20 protein-coding genes and 1 tRNA gene are annotated in these 20,709 nt (G+C 68.2%); 10 read left to right on the plus strand and 11 right to left on the minus strand.

Annotated features, from left to right (window positions below; genetic code table 11):
• Positions 1-197: 197 nt before the first annotated feature.
• Complete coding sequence (locus tag QE399_RS03815; protein ID WP_309826262.1) at positions 198-626, plus strand: XRE family transcriptional regulator; 429 nt, start codon at positions 198-200, stop codon at positions 624-626.
• Positions 627-669: 43 nt separating this feature from the next.
• Here QE399_RS03815 and QE399_RS03820 read toward each other — a convergent pair whose 3' ends face one another.
• Positions 670-1,977, minus strand: a complete 1,308-nt coding sequence (locus QE399_RS03820) for a DUF445 domain-containing protein (protein WP_309826263.1) — start codon at positions 1,975-1,977, stop codon at positions 670-672.
• A gap of 70 nt (positions 1,978-2,047) precedes the next feature.
• Positions 2,048-3,184, minus strand: coding sequence for an aminotransferase class V-fold PLP-dependent enzyme (locus QE399_RS03825; RefSeq protein ID WP_309826265.1), 1,137 nt, complete (start codon positions 3,182-3,184; stop codon positions 2,048-2,050).
• Between the two features lie 249 nt (positions 3,185-3,433).
• On the opposite strand from QE399_RS03825, the gene QE399_RS03830 reads away from it, so the two are divergent.
• The 4 genes from QE399_RS03830 to ltaE all read left to right on the plus strand — a co-directional run bounded on the left by QE399_RS03830 (position 3,434) and on the right by ltaE (position 9,351).
• Positions 3,434-4,648: an efflux RND transporter periplasmic adaptor subunit gene (locus QE399_RS03830; RefSeq protein ID WP_309826269.1), complete on the plus strand. Its 1,215-nt coding sequence runs from the start codon at positions 3,434-3,436 to the stop codon at positions 4,646-4,648.
• Between the two features lie 10 nt (positions 4,649-4,658).
• A complete protein-coding gene (locus QE399_RS03835; protein WP_309826272.1) occupies positions 4,659-6,677 on the plus strand; it encodes a MacB family efflux pump subunit in 2,019 nt (672 codons plus the stop codon).
• A complete protein-coding gene (locus tag QE399_RS03840; protein WP_309826274.1) occupies positions 6,674-8,077 on the plus strand; it encodes an efflux transporter outer membrane subunit in 1,404 nt (467 codons plus the stop codon). The genes QE399_RS03835 and QE399_RS03840 overlap by 4 nt, the downstream gene beginning before the upstream one ends.
• A 206-nt stretch (positions 8,078-8,283) precedes the next feature.
• Positions 8,284-9,351 (plus strand): low-specificity L-threonine aldolase, encoded by a 1,068-nt coding sequence (gene ltaE, locus QE399_RS03845; protein ID WP_309826276.1) that lies wholly within the window; start codon positions 8,284-8,286, stop codon positions 9,349-9,351.
• Positions 9,352-9,431: 80 nt separating this feature from the next.
• Here the strand turns inward: ltaE and QE399_RS03850 are convergent, their stop codons facing one another.
• Positions 9,432-10,151: a YggS family pyridoxal phosphate-dependent enzyme gene (locus QE399_RS03850; protein WP_309826279.1), complete on the minus strand. Its 720-nt coding sequence runs from the start codon at positions 10,149-10,151 to the stop codon at positions 9,432-9,434.
• A 38-nt stretch (positions 10,152-10,189) separates the two neighbouring features.
• Here QE399_RS03850 and QE399_RS03855 point away from each other — a divergent pair, with 38 nt between their 5' ends.
• From QE399_RS03855 to QE399_RS03870, 4 genes are all read left to right on the plus strand, one after another.
• Complete coding sequence (locus QE399_RS03855) at positions 10,190-11,233, plus strand: type IV pilus twitching motility protein PilT (protein WP_309826281.1); 1,044 nt, start codon at positions 10,190-10,192, stop codon at positions 11,231-11,233.
• 68 nt (positions 11,234-11,301) lie between these two features.
• Positions 11,302-11,931 (plus strand): cyclic nucleotide-binding domain-containing protein, encoded by a 630-nt coding sequence (locus QE399_RS03860; RefSeq protein ID WP_309826283.1) that lies wholly within the window; start codon positions 11,302-11,304, stop codon positions 11,929-11,931.
• 43 nt (positions 11,932-11,974) lie between these two features.
• Positions 11,975-13,111, plus strand: coding sequence for a PilT/PilU family type 4a pilus ATPase (locus QE399_RS03865; protein ID WP_309826284.1), 1,137 nt, complete (start codon positions 11,975-11,977; stop codon positions 13,109-13,111).
• A 61-nt stretch (positions 13,112-13,172) separates the two neighbouring features.
• Entirely contained in the window at positions 13,173-14,090 is a 918-nt protein-coding gene (locus QE399_RS03870; RefSeq protein ID WP_309826287.1) for an NAD(P)-dependent oxidoreductase, read from the plus strand.
• 48 nt (positions 14,091-14,138) lie between these two features.
• On the opposite strand, the gene QE399_RS03875 is transcribed toward QE399_RS03870, so the two are convergent.
• The 3 genes from QE399_RS03875 to QE399_RS03885 all read right to left on the minus strand — a co-directional run bounded on the left by QE399_RS03875 (position 14,139) and on the right by QE399_RS03885 (position 15,970).
• The gene (locus tag QE399_RS03875) at positions 14,139-14,810 is read right to left on the minus strand and encodes a BON domain-containing protein (RefSeq protein ID WP_309826289.1); all 672 of its coding nucleotides are present in this window, start codon (positions 14,808-14,810) and stop codon (positions 14,139-14,141) included.
• Positions 14,807-15,382 carry an SIS domain-containing protein gene (locus tag QE399_RS03880; protein ID WP_309826291.1) on the minus strand — a complete coding sequence of 192 codons (576 nt, stop codon included), beginning with the start codon at positions 15,380-15,382 and terminating at the stop codon, positions 14,807-14,809. The genes QE399_RS03875 and QE399_RS03880 overlap by 4 nt, the downstream gene beginning before the upstream one ends.
• 180 nt (positions 15,383-15,562) lie before the next feature.
• On the minus strand, positions 15,563-15,970 hold the full coding sequence (locus QE399_RS03885) for a YraN family protein (RefSeq protein WP_309826293.1): 408 nt from the start codon (positions 15,968-15,970) through the stop codon (positions 15,563-15,565).
• Between QE399_RS03885 and rsmI the strand changes: the two genes are divergently transcribed.
• Positions 15,970-16,905: a 16S rRNA (cytidine(1402)-2'-O)-methyltransferase gene (gene rsmI, locus QE399_RS03890; protein WP_309826295.1), complete on the plus strand. Its 936-nt coding sequence runs from the start codon at positions 15,970-15,972 to the stop codon at positions 16,903-16,905. The two genes, QE399_RS03885 and rsmI, sit on opposite strands and share 1 nt — an antisense overlap.
• Before the next feature lie 51 nt (positions 16,906-16,956).
• Here rsmI and QE399_RS03895 read toward each other — a convergent pair whose 3' ends face one another.
• From QE399_RS03895 to rpsD, 5 genes are all read right to left on the minus strand, one after another.
• Positions 16,957-18,213: an Hsp70 family protein gene (locus tag QE399_RS03895; protein WP_309831921.1), complete on the minus strand. Its 1,257-nt coding sequence runs from the start codon at positions 18,211-18,213 to the stop codon at positions 16,957-16,959.
• A 159-nt stretch (positions 18,214-18,372) separates the two neighbouring features.
• Positions 18,373-18,449: transfer RNA gene (locus QE399_RS03900), tRNA-Met, on the minus strand.
• 25 nt (positions 18,450-18,474) lie between these two features.
• Positions 18,475-18,873, minus strand: coding sequence for a 50S ribosomal protein L17 (rplQ, locus tag QE399_RS03905; RefSeq protein ID WP_309826297.1), 399 nt, complete (start codon positions 18,871-18,873; stop codon positions 18,475-18,477).
• Between the two features lie 94 nt (positions 18,874-18,967).
• Positions 18,968-19,960, minus strand: coding sequence for a DNA-directed RNA polymerase subunit alpha (locus QE399_RS03910; RefSeq protein ID WP_309826302.1), 993 nt, complete (start codon positions 19,958-19,960; stop codon positions 18,968-18,970).
• 113 nt (positions 19,961-20,073) lie between these two features.
• Positions 20,074-20,697, minus strand: a complete 624-nt coding sequence (gene rpsD / locus QE399_RS03915; protein ID WP_309826305.1) for a 30S ribosomal protein S4 — start codon at positions 20,695-20,697, stop codon at positions 20,074-20,076.
• Positions 20,698-20,709 lie beyond the last annotated feature (12 nt).

The following is a 20,709-nucleotide window of genomic DNA, read 5'->3' on the forward strand; positions in this document are numbered from 1 at the left end:
CGCTCCCCTGCTCAAAAAGGCGGCACCCGCGGGCTACATTGCGCATCGCGCACGGTCTGCGCTCCCCCAACCCGTCGGCACCCACCTACGCGCCCAGTGTGGTCTGTTCTGCACTGTCACGTAACTATAAATCAAACAGCAACGTGACTCACACGCACAATTACGCCACACCGCCCCCGTCTCCCTAGGGTGCGCGCATGGACAACGCCAAGCAGGAATTCGCGCAGCGGTTACGCGATGCCATGGTCGCCGCCGGTTACGAACCGCGGGCGGCGGTGCTCGAACGCGAGTTCAATACCCGCCACTGGGGCAAGCCCATGACGCTTCACGGCGTGCGGCGGTGGCTGGTCGGGGAGACCCTTCCCGACCACAGAAAACTGACCACGCTGGCGGACTGGCTGCAGATCCCGGTGCAACAGCTCGGCTGGGGCGGCGACAGTGCCGCACCGCAAGCCCGCGAGCGCCAGGCGCCCTGGCATACGGCCGTGGGCTACCAGGACCGGGAGCTGTTCGATCTGTACCTGCGCCTGCCGGTGCCCAAGCGCCGCCTGGCGCGGGAGGTCATCTTGGCCATCGCCAAAGCCCATGCGGCAGAAGAGGCTGAGCAGCGCACGGCCCACCCCTAGGAAGCCTTCCCTGCCTCCGCCCCGGCAAGGCCGGGGGCCCGCGTCAGCCCCCGATGGTGCCGCGTGCCAGGGCGTACAGCTCCCGCGCATGCGACAGCGCGAAGAGCACCAGGCCGATGAGCCCGCCGACCACCGTGCCGTTGATGCGGATGTACTGGAGGTCGCGCCCGATGTGCAGTTCCACCAGGTGCGCCATCTCCTGCGCATCCCAGCGCTGCACGGTCGCGCGGATGTGCTCCGCCACGGACTGGGCCACGTCCGGCGCCCACTGCGCCGCCCACAGTTCCAGCCGCACATTCAGGCGCACGCGCAGGGCCGCATCGCCCGCCAGCGACATGCCCAGCCACTGCCCCATGTCGGCCACCTTGCGCGATATCTCGGACGATTCGTCGTGCAGGTCGCGCTGCAGGCTGGCGCGCAGGCTGCCCCACAGTTCTTGCACGTAGGCGCCCAGCGTCTGGTCGTTCAGCAGGTACAGGCGGATCTCTTCGCCGCGGCGGCCCCAGTCCGGGTCGGACTGCAGGCGCTGCACCAGGCGCTGCACGGTGGCGTCCAGCGTGTCGCGCAGCTGGTGCTGCGGGTCCTTGGCCACCTCTTGCAGCAGGCTCTCGATGGCATGGGCGATGGCGCCTGCGCCCTTGCTGCCCAGCCAGTCGGTGGGCAGCACCTTCTGCTTGAGCGGGTGCTCGCGCTTGATCCACTGCACCAGGGTGTCGGCGATGAAGGTGCGCGTCTCGGCCGACTGCAGCATGGTGCCCAGCCGGCCGAGCAGATCGTCCAGCAGCGCCTGGTGGCGCCCGTTGTGGGTGAGAGCCCCCAGCGCGGCGCCCATGGAGCGGCTCAGGTCCAGGCGGCCGATGAGGGAACGCAGCGCCTGGGCGAGCAGCTCCTGGATCTTCACGTCCTCGACCGTGTCGAGGGCGGCCAGCGCCAGCCGCGCAACCTGGCGGCCCAGCAGGCCGGCGTTGCCCGCCGAGGTGAGCCACTTCGCCAGCATGTCGGCCGGGTCGTGCCGGCGGATCATGGCGACCAGCGAGGGCCCGTCGAGGAATTCGTCTCGCACGAACTCGGACAGGTTGCCGCCGATGCGGTCCTTGTTGCGGGCGATGATGTCCGTGTGGCGCTGCAGTCCGGGCAGGGGAATGCGCCGGAACAGGGCCGAGACGGCGAACCAGTCGGCCAGGGCACCGACCATGGCGGCCTCGGCCACGGCGCGCACGCCCTCGACGGCCAGGCCGCGGGGAAAGAGATAGGTCAGGGCGAAGACGGCGACCACCGCCAGCAGCAGGCCACTGGCCTGCCACTTTGCGCGCCGAAGCAGCGCCTCATGGTTCTTTTGCGCAGCTTGCATGGGCGCAGAATAGCCGCGCGCCCCCGCCCTGGGCAAGCCGCAGGGCTTTGCCGACACAGCCGGCGCGCGGTCAGGCGGCCGGCAGCACCTTGTCCAGCGCGGTGCGCAGATGGCCCACCGTACGGTCCACGTGGTGCCACTTCTCCAGGCCGAACAGCCCGACGCGGAAGGTCTGGAAGTCCGCGCCCTCGCCGCACTGCAGCGGCACGCCGGCCGCCGCCTGCAGTCCGACCTCGGCGAACTTCTTGCCGTTCTGGATGCCGGGGTCGGTGGTGTAGCTCACCACCACGCCGGGCGCCTTGTAGCCGTCGGCGGCCACGCTGGGCAGCCCGCGCGACTCCAGCAGCTGGCGCACCTTGGCGCCCAGTTCGATCTGCTCTTCGCGCACCTTGTCGAAGCCGTAGTCGCGCGTCTCCAGCATCACGTCGCGCAGCTGCACCAGCGCATCCGTGGGCATGGTGGTGTGGTAGGCGTGCTGGCCCTTTTCGTAGCCCTCGGCGATCTGCATCCACTTCTTGAGGTCGCACGAGAAGCTGGAGCTTTGCGTGCCCTCGATGGCCTGGCGGGCGCGCTCGCTGAGCATCACCATCGCGCAGCAGGGCGAGCCGCTCCAGCCTTTTTGCGGCGCGCTGATCAGCACGTCCACGCCGGTGGCCTGCATGTCCACCCACATGGCGCCGGAGGCCACGCAATCGAGCACGAACAGCGCGCCCACTTCGTGCGCGGCCGCAGACACGGTGCGCAGATAGTCGTCGGGCAGGAGGATGCCGCTGGCCGTCTCCACGTGCGGCGCGAACACCACCTTGGGCCGTTCGGCGCGGATGGCGGCGGCCACCTCCTCGGCCGGGCAGGGCGCCCACGGCGCCTGCGGACCCTCGCCCTGCGGGCGCGCCTTGCACACCACCGCGCCGCCTCCCAGGCCGCCGGCGTCGAAGATCTGGCTCCAGCGGTAGCTGAACCAGCCGTTGCGCACGATCAGCACCTTCTCGCGGTTGGCGAACTGGCGGGCCACGGCCTCCATGCCGAAGGTGCCGCTGCCGGGCACCAGCACGGCCGTGTGCGCGTGGTAGACGGACTTGAGCGTGGCGAGGATGTCCTGCATCACGCCGGTGAAGCGGCGGGACATGTGGTTGAGGGCGCGGTCGGTGTAGACGACCGAGAATTCGAGCAGGCCGTCGGGGTCGACGTGGGACAGCAGTCCGGGCATGGTTTTTCTCTCCGAGACAGGGAAGTTGGCCGACGCGCGGGCGGCGACTGCCGGCCTAGACTCGGCCAGCTTAGCACGCGTGGTGGAGGGCGCAGCGAGGGTGCGGGCAGCGTCCGCACGGGCTCCGGCCGGACCGGGCGCGCCCGGCATTTACCCGATCTTTACCCTCGCGCCAAGGTTGGGCCACACCGCCTTGGCACACTCGCCGTGCCGGCCCTGCTCCGGCCTGAACGGCTTCTACAGACACCCATGCTTCAACTTCGCCGCATTCCTCCCGCCTTGCGCATCGTGCTTGCCCTCGCCGTCGTGGCGGCCCTCGCCGTCGGGGCCAAGCTGCTCTTCTTCCCCGCCAAGCAGGCACCGCGCTTCGTCACTGCCACGGTCACCCGCGGCAGCATCGAGGACGCCGTGCTCGCCACGGGCACGGTGCAGGCCTTCAAGCAGGTGAGCGTCGGCGCACAGGTGTCGGGCCAGGTGAAATCGCTCAAGGTCCAGCTGGGCCAGCGGGTGAAGAAGGGCGAGCTGATCGCGGAGATCGATTCCATCACCCAGCAGAACAACGTGCGCAACGCCGAGGCAGCCCTGGAGAACGTGCGCGCCCAGCTGGCCGCGCAGCAGGCCTCGCTGATCGAGGCCGAGCTGGGCTACAAGCGCCAGAAGCAGTTGCTGGACGCCGACGCCGGCTCGCGTGCCGACTTCGAGGCGGCCGAAGCCACGCGCAACACCACGCGCGCCAACATCGCCGCGCTGCAGGCCCAGATCAAGCAGGCCGGCATCACGGCCGACACGGCCAAGGTCAACCTGGGCTACACCAAGATCGTGTCCCCCATCGACGGCATCGTGGTGGCCCTGGTGGTGCAGGAAGGCCAGACCGTCAACGCCAACCAGACCACGCCGACGATCATCAAGGTGGCGCAGCTGGACACCGTGACGGTGAAGACGCAGATATCAGAAGCGGACGTGATCAAGGTGAAGCCCGGCCTGCCCGTGTACTTCACCATCCTGGGCGACCCGGACACCCGCTACAACGCCGAGCTGCGCACCATCGAGCCGGCCACCGACGCGATCCTGACGGAGACCACGTCCTCGTCGTCGAGCAGTTCCACGGCCAGCAGCTCGACCACCGCCATCTACTACAACGGCCTGTTCGATGTCCCCAACCCCGACAACAAGCTGCGCATCTCGATGACGGCGCAGGTGTCCATCGTGCGCGCCCAGGCCAAGGACGCGCTGCTCATCCCGTCGTCCGCACTGGGCCAGCGTTCGCGCGAGGGCTACACGGTGCGCGTGCTGGACGCGCAGGGCCAGCCCCAGGCGCGCAAGGTGCGCGTGGGCATCAACAACAACGTGAACGCCGAGGTCACCGAGGGCCTGGCCGAAGGCGACCAGGTGGTGGTGGCCGAGTCGGCCGCGCCGGGCGCCGGGGGCCAGACCAACATGCGCCGTCCGCCCATGCGCCTGTGAGGACGGCGCCATGAAGCAAGACCCCATCCACCCCACCACGCCCCCCGGGGCGCCGGCGGCGTCTGCCGGCACCCCGCTGCTGGAGATCCGCGAGCTGCGGCGCGAATTCCCGGCGGGCGAGGGCACGATCGCCGTGCTCAAGGACATCAACCTGTCCATCCACGCCGGCGAGATGGTCGCCATCGTGGGACAGTCCGGTTCGGGCAAATCCACGCTGATGAATATCCTGGGCTGCCTGGACAAACCCACCGCCGGCACCTACCGCGTGGCCGGCCGCGCCACCGGCCAGCTGGGCCCGGACGAGCTGGCGGCCCTGCGCCGCGAGTACTTCGGCTTCATCTTCCAGCGCTACCACCTGCTGGGCGACCTGACGGCGCGCGGCAACGTGGAAGTGCCGGCCATCTACGCGGGCACGCCGGCCGCCGCCCGGCACGACCGCGCCGCCGCCCTGCTGGGCCGGCTGGGCCTGGCCGAGCGGACGGCCCACCGGCCCGGCCAGCTGTCGGGCGGCCAGCAGCAGCGCGTGTCGATTGCGCGCGCGCTGATGAACGGCGGCAGCGTGATCCTGGCGGACGAACCCACCGGCGCGCTGGACACGGCCAGCGGCGAAGAGGTGATGAAGATCCTGCAGGAACTGCACGCCGAGGGCCACACCATCATCATCGTGACCCACGACATGGCGGTGGCCGAGCATGCCGAGCGGATCATCGAGATCCGCGACGGCGAGATCATCGGCGACCGGCCCACGGCCCGCATGGCCGACCAGCCGGCCCGCGTCGCCGCGCCCGCCCTGCCCCCGCGGCCGGCGGGCCGCAACGGCGTCGGCGCGCTGCGCGACCGCTTCGTCGAGGCCTTCCAGATGGCGCTGCTGGCGATGAACGCGCACCGGCTGCGCACCTTCCTCACCATGCTGGGCATCATCATCGGCATCGCCTCCGTGGTGGCCGTGGTGGCGCTGGGCGAGGGCTCCCGGCAGCAGGTGCTCAAGAACATCAGCTCCATCGGCACCAACACCATCGAGATCTTCTCGGGTTCGGGCTTCGGGGATACCCGGGCCTCGCGCGTGCGCACCCTGGTGCCTGCGGATGCCGAGGTGCTGGCCCGCCAGAGCTATGTGGACAGCGTGACGCCCACGCTCAGCGCATCGGTCACCGGGCGCTACCGCAACATCGAGGCGGCGATGACCGTGATGGGCGCGGGCGAGCAGTACTTCCGCGTGAAGGGCGTGAAGATCGCGCAGGGCAGCCCGTTCGGCGCGGACAACGTGGCGCGGCGCGAGCAGGTCGCCGTGATCGACGACAACACCCGCAAGACGCTGTTCCCCAACACCCCCGACCCGGTGGGCGAGGTGATCCTGCTGGGCAGCGTGCCGGTGCGCGTGATCGGCGTGGCGGCCAAGAGCGAGTCGGCCTTCGGAAACACCGAGGCGCTCAACGTCTTCGTGCCCTACACCACGGCCATGAGCCGCATCGTCAACCAGAACTACCTGCGCAGCATCACGGTGCGGGTGCGCGACGACGCGCCCACCAGCGCCGCGGAACAGGGCATCAACCAGATCCTGGAACGCCGCCACGGCCGCAAGGACTTCTACGTGCTGAACACGGACAGCATCCGCCAGACCATCGAGGCGACGACGCAGACGATGACGCTGCTCATCAGCTCCATCGCGGTCATCTCGCTGGTCGTGGGCGGCATCGGGGTGATGAACATCATGCTCGTCTCGGTCACCGAGCGCACGCGGGAGATCGGCGTGCGCATGGCCGTCGGTGCGCGCCAGAGCGACATCCAGCAGCAGTTCCTCATCGAAGCGGTGCTGGTGTGCCTGATCGGCGGCGTGCTGGGCATCCTGGCGGCCCTGGGCTTCGGCCAGATCTTCGCCCGCACCAGCAGCGATTTCCAGATGGTGTACTCGCACGGCTCGATGGCCGCCGCCTTCCTCTGCGCCACGCTGATCGGCGTGGTCTTCGGCTTCCTGCCCGCGCGCAGCGCCGCCCGTCTTGACCCTGTCGAAGCCCTGGCCCGCGAATGACCCTCCACCGCTCTTCCCCCTTCTTGCGCCCTGCCGCGCTGGCCCTGGCCCTGCTGCTGGCCGGCTGCTCGTCCCTGCGGACGCCGTACGAGGCCCCCGCCGTGGCCATCCCCACGCAGTGGCAGCACGCCACAGGCCCCGCCGCCGCCAACGGCGCCCGCGATGCCCAGGCCGCCACGGGCGCGTGGTGGAAGGCCTTCAACGACCCGGTGCTCGACAGCCTGGTCGAATCTGCCCTCGCCCGCAACAACGACCTGGCCGTGGCCACCATCCGCGTGCGCCGCGCGCAGCTGCAGGCGCGCCTGGCCGAGCACCGGCCACAGTTCAACGCCAGCACCAACGCCCGCACCAGCCGGCCCGTCGACGGCGGCGCCAGCACGCGCTCCAATTCCGTCTCGCTGGGCGTGAGTTACGAGGTCGACCTGTGGAACCGCCTGGGTGCCTCGCTGGACGTGGCCCGCTGGGAAGCGCTGGCCACCGTGCAGGACCGCGAGGCCACGGCCCAGGCCCTGGTGGGCACCACGGCCACGCTGTACTGGCAGCTGGGCTACTACAGCCAGCGCCTGGCGGCGGCGTCGGAAAGCATCGCCTATGCCGAGCGCACCCTGGCGCTGGTGCAGGCGCAATACGACGCGGGCGCCGTCTCGTCGCTGGAGGTGGCCGAGTCGCGCCAGAGCCTGGCCAGCCAGCGCGCCAGCCTGGCACTGCTGCAGCAGCAGTACGTGGAAACCTCCAATGCCCTGGTGCTGCTGTTCGACGGCTCGGCCATCGGGCCGGCCGCCCCGGGCTGGAGCGCGCCGCGGGCCTTGCCGACCCAGCCGCTGCCCGAGGTCTCCGCCGGGCTGCCCGCCGAACTGCTCGCCCGCCGGCCCGACCTGCGCGCGGCCGAGCTGCGGCTGCGCGAGGCCCTGGCGTCCGTGGACGCCACGCGCCTGTCGTACTACCCGCAGTTCTCGCTCACCGGCGCGCTGGGTGGATCCAGCGCCTCGCTGGGCAATGTGCTGGCCAACCCGATCGCCACGCTGGGCGCGGGATTGGTGCTGCCCTTCCTGAACCGCACGGAGATGCAGGTCAGCACCGACATCGCCCGCGCGGACTACGAGCAGGCCGTGGTCACCTTCCGACAGACGCTCTACCAGGCGCTCACCGACGTGGACAACGCCCTGTCGGCCCGCCTGCGGTACGAGGAACAGGCGGCCCAGCTGGAACAGTCGCTGGCCGATGCCCGCCGCGCCGAGCAGCTCTACGAGGTGCGCTACCGCGCGGGTGCCGTCGCCCTCAAGCCCTGGCTGGACGCCCAGGAAAAGCGCCGTTCCGCCGAGACGGCCCTGGCGGAAAACCGGCTCAACCGCCTGAGCAACCACGCCACGCTGTTCCAGGCGCTGGGCGGGGGTCTCTGACGCAAAGCCAGCGCCCCGACCGCGGCGGCCAGGCCGCCGGTGCGCGCCACCGCTGAGAACACCCGCACGCGCGCCCCGGAGCGCGGGGCGCTGGCGAGAGGCGGTCCTGCGGCGCCTCGGCGACGGCAGTATTCTTGGCGCCCGACCCGCCGCACGGCCCGCACACCCCAGCGGGCCCCGATCCCCTCCCCCCAAGGACCTTGCCCATGCCAGACTTTCGCAGCGACACCGTCACCCAACCCACCGCCGCCATGCGCGATGCCATGCTCCGTGCGCCCTTGGGTGACGACGTGTTCGGCGACGACCCCTCCGTGAACGCGCTGCAGGACCATGCGGCGCAGCGGCTGGGCTTCGAGGCCGCGCTGTTCGCACCGTCGGGCACGCAGACCAACCTGATCGCCCTGATGGGCCATTGCCAGCGCGGCGACGAGGCCATCGTGGGCCAGAGCTGGCACACCTACCGCTGGGAAGGCGGCGGCATGGCCGTGCTGGGTTCCATCCAGCCGCAGCCGGTGGAGACCCAGCCCGACGGCACGCTGCGCGTGGCGGACATCGCCGCGGCCATCAAGCCGGACGACCCGCACTTCGCGCGCACCCGGCTGGTGGTGCTGGAGAACACCACCGGCGGCCAGGTGCTGCCCACGCCCTACATCGCCGAGGTGGCGCAGCTGGCGCGCTCGCGCGGGCTGGCCATGCACCTGGACGGCGCGCGCGTGTTCAACGCCGCGGCCGCGAATGCCACGGCCCAGGGCACGGATGTGTACGACGAGGCGCGCGCCATCTGCGCGCACTTCGACACCGCCTCCGTGTGCCTGAGCAAGGGCCTGGGCGCGCCGGTGGGCTCGCTGCTGCTGGGCCCGCGCGACTTCATTCGCCAGGCGCGGCGCACCCGCAAGATCCTGGGCGGCGCAATGCGGCAGTCGGGCATCCTCGCCGCCGCCGGCCTGCATGCGCTGGAGCACCATGTGCGCCGCCTGGCCGACGACCATGCCCTGGCGCGCGCGCTGGCCGATGGCCTGGCCGAGGCGGGCCGCAGCCACCCCGTGCTGGCGGGCAAGCTGCAGGTGGCGTCCGCCCACACCAACATCCTGTTCACCGACGTGCACGCCGATGTGGCGGCGGACTTCACCGCCTGGCTGGCGCAGCACCAGGTGCGCGTGACCAGCGGGCTGTACGGTAGCCAGGTGCGCCTGCGCTGGGTCTGCCACCTGGACGTGGGGCCGCAGGACGTGGCCGACACGCTGGACTGCATCCACCGCTTCGGCACCGCATAACTCCTGATTTGATAGCTGCTTGCGCTTATCCCATAAGCGCCAGAGCCCGATTTGGCTTGAAATCGAGCGCAGGGCAGTAATTAGGCCGCGGGGTAGTGGCGTTCTCCGAAGATGCCGCTACCCACCCGCACCAGCGTGCTGCCGGCGCGCACGGCGGCTTCCAGATCGGCCGTCATGCCCAGCGACAGCGTGTCCACCGCGCCCAGGCCCTCGCCCTCCAGGGCGCGCACGGCGTCGAACACCGCCCGCACGCGGCCCATCACCGCGTCCTGCGCCGGTCCGGCGGGCAGCGCATCCGGAATGCTCATCACGCCGCGCAGGCACAGGCGGGGCAAGGCCGCCACCGCGCGGGCCAGGGCCACCGCGTCTTCGGGCGACACGCCGGCCTTGGTGGCGCCGCCATCCACATTCACCTGGATGCACACCTGCAGCGGCGGCAGGTGCGCGGGCCGCTGGTCCGACAGGCGCTGCGCCGTCTTGAGCCGGTCCACCGTGTGTACCCAGTCGAAGTGCTCGGCCACCAGGCGCGTCTTGTTGCTCTGCACGGGGCCGATGCAGTGCCATTCCAGCGGCCCGGGCAGTTGCATCGCCGCCACCTGGGCCATCTTGTCCACGGCCTCCTGGATGTAGTTCTCGCCGAAGCAGCGCTGGCCGGCCAGCGCCGCCGCGCGCACCGCATCCGCGCCGAAGGTCTTGGAGACGGCCAGCAGCGCCACGCTGCCCTGCGCGCGCCCCGCATCGGCACACGCCTGGCGCACGCGGGCCTGCACGGTCTGGAGGTTGTGATCGATCGTCGTCATAATGAGTGACCAAGCGTATCAAACGATCGAGGGACTCCGTGGACATCACCCAACTGCTCGCTTTCGGCGTCAAGAACAAGGCGTCGGACCTGCACCTTTCGGCTGGCCTGCCGCCCATGATCCGGGTCCACGGCGACGTGCGGCGCATCAATGTGGACGCGCTGGACCACAAGACGGTGCACGCCATGGTCTACGACATCATGAACGACCAGCAGCGCAAGATCTACGAGGAGTTCCTCGAGATCGACTTCTCGTTCGAGATCGAAGGGCTGGCGCGCTTTCGCGTCAACGCCTTCAACCAGAACCGCGGCGCCGCTGCGGTGTTCCGCACGATTCCCAGCAAGATCCTCACGCTTGAGCAGCTCAACGCGCCCAAGATCTTCGCCGACCTGGCGCTCAAGCCGCGCGGCCTGGTGCTGGTGACCGGCCCCACGGGCTCGGGCAAGTCCACCACGCTCGCGGCGATGGTGAACTACCTCAACGAGAACGAGTACGGCCACATCCTCACGGTGGAGGACCCGATCGAATTCGTGCACGAGTCCAAGAAGTGCCTGATCAACCAGCGCGAAGTGGGTCCGATGACGCTTTCGTTCGCTGCAGCGCTCAAGTCCGCGCTGCGCGAAGACCCGGACGCGATTCTGGTCGGCGAAATGCGCGACCTGGAGACCATCCGCCTGGCGATGACGGCGGCCGAAACCGGGCATCTGGTCTTCGGCACGCTGCACACGTCCAGCGCCGCCAAGACCATCGACCGGATCATCGACGTCTTCCCCGCGGAAGAAAAGGAGATGGTGCGCGCCATGCTGTCCGAGTCGCTGCAGGCCGTGATCTCGCAGACGCTGTGCAAGACCAAGGACGGCTCCGGCCGCGTCGCTGCGCACGAGATCATGCTGGGCACCAGCGCCATCCGCAACCTGATCCGCGAAGCCAAGGTCGCTCAGATGTACTCGGCCATCCAGACGGGCAACAGCATGGGCATGCAGACGCTGGACCAGAACCTGACCGACCTGGTGCGCCGCAACATCATCAGCCCGGCGGAAGCCCGCGGCAAGGCCAAGATCCCCGACAACTTCCCCGGCTGACCGGCCCCACCTCCCGGCCGTCCGCTGGCGGCCGCACCCATCGCACGACTGCACCACTGGAGCACACCATGAAAGGCATCCTGGGCCTGCTGAAGGCCAAATCCCGCAAGGGCCCGGAAGACCACGGCGACTCGGTCTTCTTCACCACGGCCTTCGCGGGCCAGGGGGTGGACGACTCCATGCTGGTGCCGTGGGAAGCGCGCGCCGTCGAGGTGGGCGCCAAGCGCCTGCCCGCCAGCCGCGGCGGCAAGCTGCTGCAGGCGCTGTGGGCCAAAGACCGGTACATGGCACACCTCGACAAGGATGCGGTGGAGCGCATGGAGCGCTTCTTCGAGTTCGCCGCCGTGCCGGCAAGCCGCGACGTGATCCGCCAGGACGAATACGGCAACTTCATGGTGGTGCTGCTGACCGGCACCATCGCCGTGGACCGCCTGCAGCCCTGGGGCGAGCACCTGCGCCTGGCGGAGACGCGGCCGGGCGACATCCTGGGAGAGATGTCGCTGCTGGACAGCGGCATCCGCTTCTCGGCCTGCACCACGCTGACCGACTGCGAAATCGCCGTGCTGAGCGCGGAGGCCATGGACGACATGATGTCCAAGGATCCTCAGCTGGCCGCCAGCCTGGTGGCCCTGCTGGCCCGCAAACTGTCGCTGCGCCTGCGGGTGGTGAGCGCCCGGCTGAGCGAGCACCAGAAATGACACCGCAACACGGACAGCGCGCACCGGCACGGAAGGAAGTCTGATGGAACGCGATCAGGCCAGTAAATTCATCAACGATCTGCTCAAGCTGATGGTCAGCCGCGGGGGCAGCGATCTTTTCGTCACCGCCGAATTCCCGCCGGCCATCAAGGTCGACGGCAAGGTCACCAAGGTCTCGCCGCAGCCCCTGACGCCCGCCCATACGCTGACGCTGGCGCGCTCCATCATGAGCGACAAGCAGGTGGCGGACTTCGAGCGCACCAAGGAGTGCAACTTCGCCATCTCGCCTGCCGGCATCGGGCGCTTCCGCGTCAACGCCTTCATCCAGCAGGGGCGCGTCGGCATGGTGCTGCGGACCATTCCGCTCACGCTGCCGACCATCGACGGCCTGGGTGTGCCGCAGGTGCTCAAGGAAGTCACCATGACCAAGCGCGGCCTGTGCATCCTGGTCGGCGCGACGGGATCGGGCAAGTCCACGACCCTGGCGGCCATGGTGGACTGGCGCAACGAGAACTCCTTCGGCCACATCGTGACGGTGGAGGACCCCATCGAATTCGTGCACCCGCACAAGAACTGCGTGGTCACTCAGCGCGAGGTGGGGCTGGACACGGACAGCTGGGAGGCGGCCCTCAAGAATTCGCTGCGCCAGGCGCCCGACGTGATCCTCATGGGCGAGATCCGCGACCGCGAGACCATGGAGCACGCCATCGTCTTCTCCGAGACCGGCCACCTGTGCCTGGCCACGCTGCACGCCAACAGTGCCAACCAGGCGCTGGACCGCATCGTCAACTTCTTCCCCGAGGAGCGCCGCGCGCAGTTGCTGATGGACCTGTCCCTGAACCTGCGCGCCATGGTCTCGCAGCGCCTGATCCCCAAGCAGGACGGCAAGGGCCGCGCTGCCGCCGTCGAGGTGCTGCTGAATACGCCGCTGATCGCCGACCTGATCTTCAAAGGCGATGTGGTCGAGATCAAGGAGATCATGAAGAAGAGCCGCAACCTGGGCATGCAGACCTTCGACCAGTCGCTCTTCGACCTGTTCGAGGCCAACGTCATCAGCTATGAGGACGCACTGCGCAATGCCGATTCGCTCAACGACCTGCGACTGCAGATCAAGCTCAACAGCCAGCGCGCCAAGACCACCGACCTGGCCGCGGGCACCGAGCATTTCGCCATCGTCTGACCGCACCGCCTTTTGACCGGCCCGCCCGACCGGCGGGCTTTTTCTTTCAAGGAGACACCCCGTGACCAGCATCAACACCCGCAGCTACGACGCCGCACCCGCCCGCCGCGTGGCCTTCCTCGGACTGGGCGTCATGGGCTTCCCCATGGCCGGCCATCTGGCACGCGCCGGCCACCAGGTCACGGTCTACAACCGCTCGCCGGCGAAGGCCGAGGCCTGGCAGCAGGAGTTCAACGGGGCCGGCCATGCGCCCACGCCGCGCGAGGCCGCCCAGGGCGCGGACATCGTCTTCTGCTGCGTGGGCAACGACGATGACCTGCGCGCCGTGACGCTGGGCGCGGACGGCGCCTTCGCCGGGATGCAACCCGGGGCCATCTTCGTGGACCACACGACCGCCTCGGCCGAGGTCGCCCGCGAGCTCTGCGGCGCCGCCCGCACGCTGGGCCTGCAGTTCATCGACGCGCCCGTATCGGGGGGACAGGCCGGCGCGCAGAACGGCCAGCTCACGGTGATGTGCGGTGGCGATGCGGCCGCCTTCGATGCCGTCCGCCCCACCGCCCTGGCCTTCTCACGCGCGTTCACGCGTATCGGCGACAGCGGCGCCGGCCAGTTGGCGAAGATGGTGAACCAGATCTGCATCGCCGGCGTCGTGCAAGGCCTGTCCGAGGCCATCGCCTTCGGGCAGCACGCGGGCCTGGACATGCCCCTCGTGCTGGACGTCATCAGCAAGGGCGCGGCGCAAAGCTGGCAGATGGAGAACCGGGGCAAGACGATGGTCGAAGGCCGCTTCGACTTCGGCTTCGCCGTGGACTGGATGCGCAAGGACCTGGGCCTGGTGCTGGACGAATCCAAGCGCAACGGTGCGCGGCTGCCCCTGACGGCGCTGGTGGACCAGTTCTATGCGGACGTACAGCAGGCGGGCGGACAGCGCTGGGACACCTCCAGCCTGATTACCCGCCTGGCCCGCAAGAAGGGCTGATCGGAGCCATCGCACCGGCCCGCGCGAAGCGGGCGCGGAGCGCTGCCGTCAGTTGCGCGGCGCGGTGGCCGCAGCCGGGTCCTGCGTCACCGGGGCCAGCTGCTGTTGCTGGACCGTTCCGCGCCGCAGGTCGTCGTCCGAGACGATCTCGAACACGCGCACCACCTTGCGCACGCCGTTGACGCCGCGGGCAATGTCGGTGGCGCGCGTGGCTTCGCGCTGGCTCACCCGGCCCATGAGATACACGACCTCCCGCTCGGTCACCACCTTGAAGGCACTGGCGTAGAGATCCTTGGCATCGACAAAGCTCGCGCGCACCTTGCCGGTGATGAAGGTGTCGTTGGAGCGCTGCGTCAGCGAGGTGTTGGGCATCACGGCCACATCGTTCACCACCGACCGAACGTTCTCCACGCCCAGCACGATCTGCTCGGCCCGCTGCTGGTCCGCGGCCGTCGCGGCCTCGCCGGTCAGCAGCACCTGGCGGTTGTAGCTGGTCACGTTGATGTGGGCCCGCTCGCCAAGTTGCTCGCGGATGCGGTTGGCGGCGCGCAGTTCAATGCCTTCGTCCTCCACCTGCGAGCCTGTCGTACGCCGGTCGGCCGCCATCATGGTGCCGACCGCGGCCCCCCCGATCACGATGGGCGCGCAGGCTGACAACGCACCTGCCAGGGCACACACCGCCAGCACCGTGCAGGCAGTCCGGGACATCTTCGACTTCATAGAGGTATCTCCTGTTCACCAAGTAACTGGGCGTCCACGCCATCGCACAGGCAGTGCAGGACGAGGGCATGGACTTCACGCACGCGCGCAGCGCGGTCATGCGGTACGCAGATCTGCACGTCGGTTTCGCGCAGCAGGCCGGCCAATGCGCCGCCGGTACGCCCGCTCAGCGCGATCACCGTCATGTCCCGCTCGTGCGCGGCCTGGGCGGCATCCAACAGGGCATCCTCGTCGCCGGTCGCGGTGATCGCGAGGAGTACATCGCCCGCCTGTCCCAGCGCACGCACCTGCCGGGCCAGGGCTGCCGCATCGGCCTTGCCTGCCGAAGGTCCCAGTGGGAGTGCGGCCAGCTCCGGACGTTCCCTTTCCAGCCCATCCACACAGAAGGCGGCGAACTGCTGGGCTTGCACGGCGGAGAGTCCTCCACCACAGGCGAGGACCTTTCCCCCGCCGGTGACGCAGGCCAGTATGGCCTGGACGGCCGAGGCAATGGGGTGGCTGAGGGCTTGCGCGGCCTGGTACTTCAGATCAGCGCTGTCAATGAAATGCTGTTGGATGCGTTGCTCGAGCATGGGCCGCCGATGATACCTGCGCATGCCTTCGCCGCTGTTGCAATCGGTAGGCGGCGAGCGGGGTGGACCACCGCAGCGTCCGGAAGCCGCAGGATGGTCTGCGGCAGCAGGCCAGAGCCAGAGCGAGGGCCAGAGTGAATGCTCCGCCGCCGAACCACCAGCGACGGCAACCCAAGCCGCTCAGGCAGCGTCGAAGGCCGCTCGCAGCCAGGTCAATTCGGCCGGCTCCACCAGCACGACATCGAACCGGCAAGGCGGTGGAGACGCCCAGCGCATCAGGAAATGGCGCGCCGCCAGCACGACGCGGGCCTGTTTGACCGCACCGATGCTTCCTCCCGCGCCGCCGAAGGCCGCACTCGAACGCTGCCGCACCTCGACGAACACCAGCGTGCCGTCGCCCTCGCGCATGACCAGGTCGATTTCGCCGCCGCCGCGCCCGGGCGTCCGATAATTGCGCTCGACCAGACGCAGGCCCGCCTTCTGCAGATAGCCCAACGCGCGGTCTTCGGCCGCATTTCCGCGGTCCCGCGTCGAGCCGGCCGCCACCGCCGGGGCCGCGCCCCTTTTGTTCTTGCCGAGGAATCCCATTGAGCGCCTCTTTCGCTTCAGCCCTGAACGCCGCACGTGAAGCGTCCGGTGCGCAGCATTATCCGCAAGGCGCCTTGTACGTGGTCGCCACGCCCATCGGCAATCTGGCGGACATCACGCTAAGGGCCCTGCATGTGCTGCAGACGGTCGATGCCATCGCCTGCGAGGACACGCGCCACACCCAGTCGCTGCTGCGGGCCTACGGCATCGACCGCAGCGGTTCGGCATGGCTGGCCGTGCACCAGCACAACGAAGCGCAAGCAGCCCAGCAGGTGGTGGAACGCCTGCAGCAGGGGCAACGCATTGCCTACGTCAGCGATGCAGGGACCCCGGGCGTGAGCGATCCGGGGGCACGGCTGGTCGCCGCCGTACGGGCCGCGGGACTGCGCAGCATTCCGCTGCCTGGCGCCAGCAGCGTGACGGCAGCACTGAGCGTCGCCGGCGCGGTGGCCGGGAAGACCGAGACCGGCGGATTCCTCTTCGCGGGTTTCCTGCCCACCAAGGCCCTCGAGCGCAGCACCGCCGTGCAGCACCTGGCCCAGGAGCCGCGCTGCGTGGCAGTGCTGGAAGCGCCCCACCGCATCCGCGACTTGGCCGAGGCCCTCGGCACGCTCGGCGTACGCCAGGTCACGCTGGCGCGAGAGCTGACCAAGCAATTCGAAGAGATCGTGACCCTGCAGGCGCAGGCGCTGGCAGGTTGGCTGGCGGAGAATGAGCAACGCGCGCGCGGAGAGTTCGTGGTTCTGCTCCATCCGCTGCAGGCGGCGCCGGCGGACGATGGGCAGGGCCTACGCGTGCTTCGGCTGCTGCTGGGAGAACTGCCGGTCAAGACGGCGGTGAAACTGGCGGCGGAGATCACCGGCGGCTCACGCAACGTTCTTTACGAGCAGGCACTCCAGCTCAAGCGCGGCGACGGTGCCGACGGCGAGGACTGAGCTTCCCGTCCGATCTGCCACCCCACGGGACCGCATGCCCGCAGGCTGGCATCAACCGCGCTGGGTCCAGGCCAGCCCCGACGCCACGCCACCGAACAGGTCGCCCTCCACCTGGGGTGTCGACGGAAACACCTCGTGCAGCGCGTCTCGCAACGCCTGCAGCGCGGAGGATCCGCCGGTGAGATAGATAGCACCGATGTCGGCCGGCACGACGCCGGCCAAGTGCACGCACTCCAGGGCACAGTCCGCGATCTGGGCGAGTGCCGAATGCAGGTGCCCCGTCAGGTGCTGCGGCCCGATCTCTGCGCCGAGGCCGGCCGCCAGCCAATCGAGCTCCAGGGTTGCCGCAGCCCGCGTCTGCGAAGCCTGGATCTTGGCCTGCTCCACGGCATGGACCAGGCGGTGTCCCCACCGCTCATTCAATACCGTCATCAAGCGGTCGTGCAACTGCGATTGCGCGTAATCGGAGCGCAACTGTTGCGCGTCCCGAAGCGCCTTCGCCGAGTATTGCCACGGTATGAGGTGCCAGGTGGCCAGGTCGAAGAAGACCCGGCTGGGTACTTCGCGACCGTGTGGGCCCTGGTGCCTGAATCCCAGCAGCGGCATCACCTGTTCGAGGTGGAGCTTGCGGTCGAAATCCGTACCGCCGATATGCACGCCCGTCGTCGCCAGGACGTCGGCCGAGCGGTCGGCGCGCTGGGCCCTCTGGGGCCCCAGCCGCACGACCGTGAAATCGGACGTGCCACCACCGATATCCACCACCAGCACCAGTTGCTCTGCACTGAGGCGCTGCTCGTAATCGAGCGCGGCAGCGATCGGCTCCAGCTGAAACTCGATCTGCGCGAACCCGGCCCGAGCCGCCGCGTCGCGCAGCGCCTCTTGCGCGGCCCCGTCCCGCAGCGGGTTGTCGTCCACGAAGTGCACAGGCCGTCCCAGTACGAGGCGCTCCGGGAGCGCTCCGAATTCGGCGACGACGCGGTCCGCAAGATGCTGCAGGAACATGGCGACGATGTCGCGGTAGCTCACCAAGCGGCCGTGCACGGAAGTCTTGTCCTCCAGCAGGGCGCTTCCCAGCAGGCTTTTGAGAGAGCGCATCAGGCGACCGTCGAACCCCTCCAGGTAGTGCCGCAAGGCATCCCGTCCAAAATGGGTTTGCGCAGTCTCGTGGTTGAAGAAGAGCGCGGTAGGCATGACGTCGCCGCCCGGCTCCAGAGGCAACAAGCGGACGGCGGCCTCCCCGTGCCGGCGCAGGGCGACCGCCGAATTCGAGGTTCCGAAGTCGATTCCCAGGGTGTATCCGTTCAACATATCCAGAAACTCAAAGGGCGGCAGCGCGACGACAAAGGGGAGCCGCACCAGATAGGCGAGCGCGGTGAAGCGAGACGCCTCGCCCCACCCGGTCTCCCTGGCTGCCATCAACGCAAAAACAAAAAAGGCCCGCTGAAATCAGCGGGCCTTTTGTCTGTTTGGTTGCGCGAGAAGGATTTGAACCTCCGACCTTTGGGTTATGAGCCCAACGAGCTACCAGACTGCTCCATCGCGCGGCAAGACAGAAATTATAACCTACTTTTAGGCTTGTGCCGAATCCGTCGTTTCAGCGGCAGGTGCATCCGCACGCTCGACGAGCTCGACGAAGGCCATCGGCGCGTTGTCGCCGACGCGGAAGCCCATCTTCAGAATGCGGGTGTAGCCACCGGGACGGGTCTTGAAGCGGGGGCCCAGGTCGTTGAACAGCTTGGTGACGCTGTCGCGGTCACGCAGGCGGTTGAAAGCCAGGCGGCGGTTCGCCACGGTGTCTTCCTTGGCCAGGGTGATCATGGGCTCGATCACGCGGCGCAGTTCCTTGGCCTTGGGCAGGGTCGTCTTGATGGCCTCGTGCTCGATGAGCGAGTTCATCATGTTCTGCAGCATCGCAAGGCGGTGCGAGCTGGTGCGGTTGAGTTTGCGGAGTCCGTGTCCGTGGCGCATGGTGCTTTTCCTTATCAGTCAATTAAAACGGGCAGCCGTATCAGGTACTGCCCGCAGCACTGGGTCCCCGAAATGGGGAGCCCGGGATTATAGATCAGCGCTTGTCCAGACCAGCCGGTGGCCAGTTCTCGAGCTTCATGCCCAGCGTCAAGCCGCGCGAAGCCAGCACTTCCTTGATCTCGTTGAGCGACTTGCGACCCAGGTTCGGGGTCTTGAGCAGTTCGTTCTCGGTACGCTGGATCAGGTCGCCGATGTAGTAGATGTTCTCTGCCTTGAGGCAGTTGGCCGAACGCACGGTGAGTTCCAGTTCGTCCACAGGACGCAGCAGGATCGGATCGAACGTGGCGTTGCCGCGGGCGCTGGCGGGCGCATCGAAAGCAGCCAGTTCACCGCCTTCGAGCTGTGCGAACACAGCCAGCTGCTCCACCAAGATCTTGGCGGATGCACGCACGGCGTCTTCTGCCGTAATGGCGCCGTTGGTTTCGATTTCGACCACCAGCTTGTCCAGATCGGTACGCTGCTCCACACGGGCGCTTTCGACCGTGTAGCTCACACGCTTGACCGGCGAGAACGAAGCGTCCAGCACAATGCGGCCGATCGACTTGGTCGACTCGTCAGCATAGCGGCGCAGGTTTCCGGGCACATAGCCACGGCCCTTCTCCACCTTGATCTGCATGTCGAGCTTGCCGCCGGCAGACAGATGGGCGATCACATGGTCAGGATTGACGATCTCGACGTCGTGAGGCGTCTGGATGTCGCGGGCCGTTACCACGCCTTCGCCGTCCTTGCGCAGGCTCAGCGTGACTTCGTCACGGTTGTGGAGCTTGAACACCACGCCCTTCAGGTTCAGAAGAATGTTGACCACATCTTCCTGGACACCGTCGATCGACGAGTACTCGTGCAGAACGCCTGCGATCGTGACTTCCGTTGCTGCGTAACCCACCATAGACGAGAGCAGCACACGACGGATGGCGTTCCCCAGCGTGTGACCATAACCCCGCTCGAATGGCTCCAATGCCACCTTGGCGCGGTTGTGGCCAAGCTGCTCGACATTGATTGCCTTGGGCTTCAGCAAATTGGTTTGCATGCAGACTTCCTCTCAATACCCCCAGCTCGTTACACCGGTAAGGCTGGTGAAGCGCCTAAACCGCGATGCCTCGCGGTTCAGGTACGGTTTTCTCGTAAATAGATCAGCGACGATTAGCGCGAGTACAACTCAACGATCAGGGATTCGTTGATGTCGGCACCGAACTCGTCACGGTCCGGCGTCTTCTTGAAGATGCCTTCGGCCTTGTCGACACTGACTTCCAGCCAAGCGGGAATGCCCACTTGCTGTGCCAGTTGCAGGGCTTCGACCACACGGGCCTGCTTCTTGGACTTTTCGCGCACGGCCACCACGTCACCGGTCTTGACCAGGTAGGACGCGATGTTCACGGATTGACCGTTCACGGTGATCGCCTTGTGCGACACCAGCTGGCGGGCTTCTGCGCGGGTCGAGCCGAAGCCCATGCGGTACACCACGTTATCCAGGCGGGACTCCAGCAAGAACAGCAGGTTGGCGCCGGTGTTGCCCTTGCGGCGATCGGCTGCCTCGAAGTAGCGGCGGAATTGCTTTTCCAGCACGCCGTACATGCGCTTGACCTTCTGCTTTTCGCGCAGCTGCAGACCGTAGTCGGAGGTGCGTTGGCCAGAGGTACGGCCGTGTTGGCCGGGCTTGGAGTCGAACTTGGCCTTGTCCGCGATGGAGCGGCGGGCGCTCTTCAGGAACAGGTCGGTGCCTTCACGGCGGGAGAGTTTGGCCTTGGGGCCGAGGTAACGTGCCACTTGAGCTTCCTT

This window comes from Paracidovorax wautersii, assembly GCF_031453675.1.
In the GTDB taxonomy this organism is placed as follows: domain Bacteria; phylum Pseudomonadota; class Gammaproteobacteria; order Burkholderiales; family Burkholderiaceae_C; genus Paracidovorax.

Bases quoted from the DNA above. Each gene is read 5' to 3' on its own strand.
- ltaE (WP_309826276.1), top strand. From the start codon at position 8,284: ATGCCAGACTTTCGCAGCGACACCGTCACCCAACCCACCGCCGCCATG.
- QE399_RS03875 (WP_309826289.1), bottom strand. From the start codon at position 14,810: ATGAAGTCGAAGATGTCCCGGACTGCCTGCACGGTGCTGGCGGTGTGT.
- QE399_RS03840 (WP_309826274.1), top strand. From the start codon at position 6,674: ATGACCCTCCACCGCTCTTCCCCCTTCTTGCGCCCTGCCGCGCTGGCC.
- QE399_RS03815 (WP_309826262.1), top strand. From the start codon at position 198: ATGGACAACGCCAAGCAGGAATTCGCGCAGCGGTTACGCGATGCCATG.
- QE399_RS03880 (WP_309826291.1), bottom strand. From the start codon at position 15,382: ATGCTCGAGCAACGCATCCAACAGCATTTCATTGACAGCGCTGATCTG.
- QE399_RS03820 (WP_309826263.1), bottom strand. From the start codon at position 1,977: ATGCAAGCTGCGCAAAAGAACCATGAGGCGCTGCTTCGGCGCGCAAAG.
- QE399_RS03835 (WP_309826272.1), top strand. From the start codon at position 4,659: ATGAAGCAAGACCCCATCCACCCCACCACGCCCCCCGGGGCGCCGGCG.
- QE399_RS03910 (WP_309826302.1), bottom strand. From the start codon at position 19,960: ATGCAAACCAATTTGCTGAAGCCCAAGGCAATCAATGTCGAGCAGCTT.
- QE399_RS03825 (WP_309826265.1), bottom strand. From the start codon at position 3,184: ATGCCCGGACTGCTGTCCCACGTCGACCCCGACGGCCTGCTCGAATTC.
- QE399_RS03850 (WP_309826279.1), bottom strand. From the start codon at position 10,151: ATGACGACGATCGATCACAACCTCCAGACCGTGCAGGCCCGCGTGCGC.
- QE399_RS03830 (WP_309826269.1), top strand. From the start codon at position 3,434: ATGCTTCAACTTCGCCGCATTCCTCCCGCCTTGCGCATCGTGCTTGCC.
- rplQ (WP_309826297.1), bottom strand. From the start codon at position 18,873: ATGCGCCACGGACACGGACTCCGCAAACTCAACCGCACCAGCTCGCAC.
- QE399_RS03865 (WP_309826284.1), top strand. From the start codon at position 11,975: ATGGAACGCGATCAGGCCAGTAAATTCATCAACGATCTGCTCAAGCTG.
- QE399_RS03895 (WP_309831921.1), bottom strand. From the start codon at position 18,213: ATGTTGAACGGATACACCCTGGGAATCGACTTCGGAACCTCGAATTCG.
- QE399_RS03885 (WP_309826293.1), bottom strand. From the start codon at position 15,970: ATGGGATTCCTCGGCAAGAACAAAAGGGGCGCGGCCCCGGCGGTGGCG.
- QE399_RS03860 (WP_309826283.1), top strand. From the start codon at position 11,302: ATGAAAGGCATCCTGGGCCTGCTGAAGGCCAAATCCCGCAAGGGCCCG.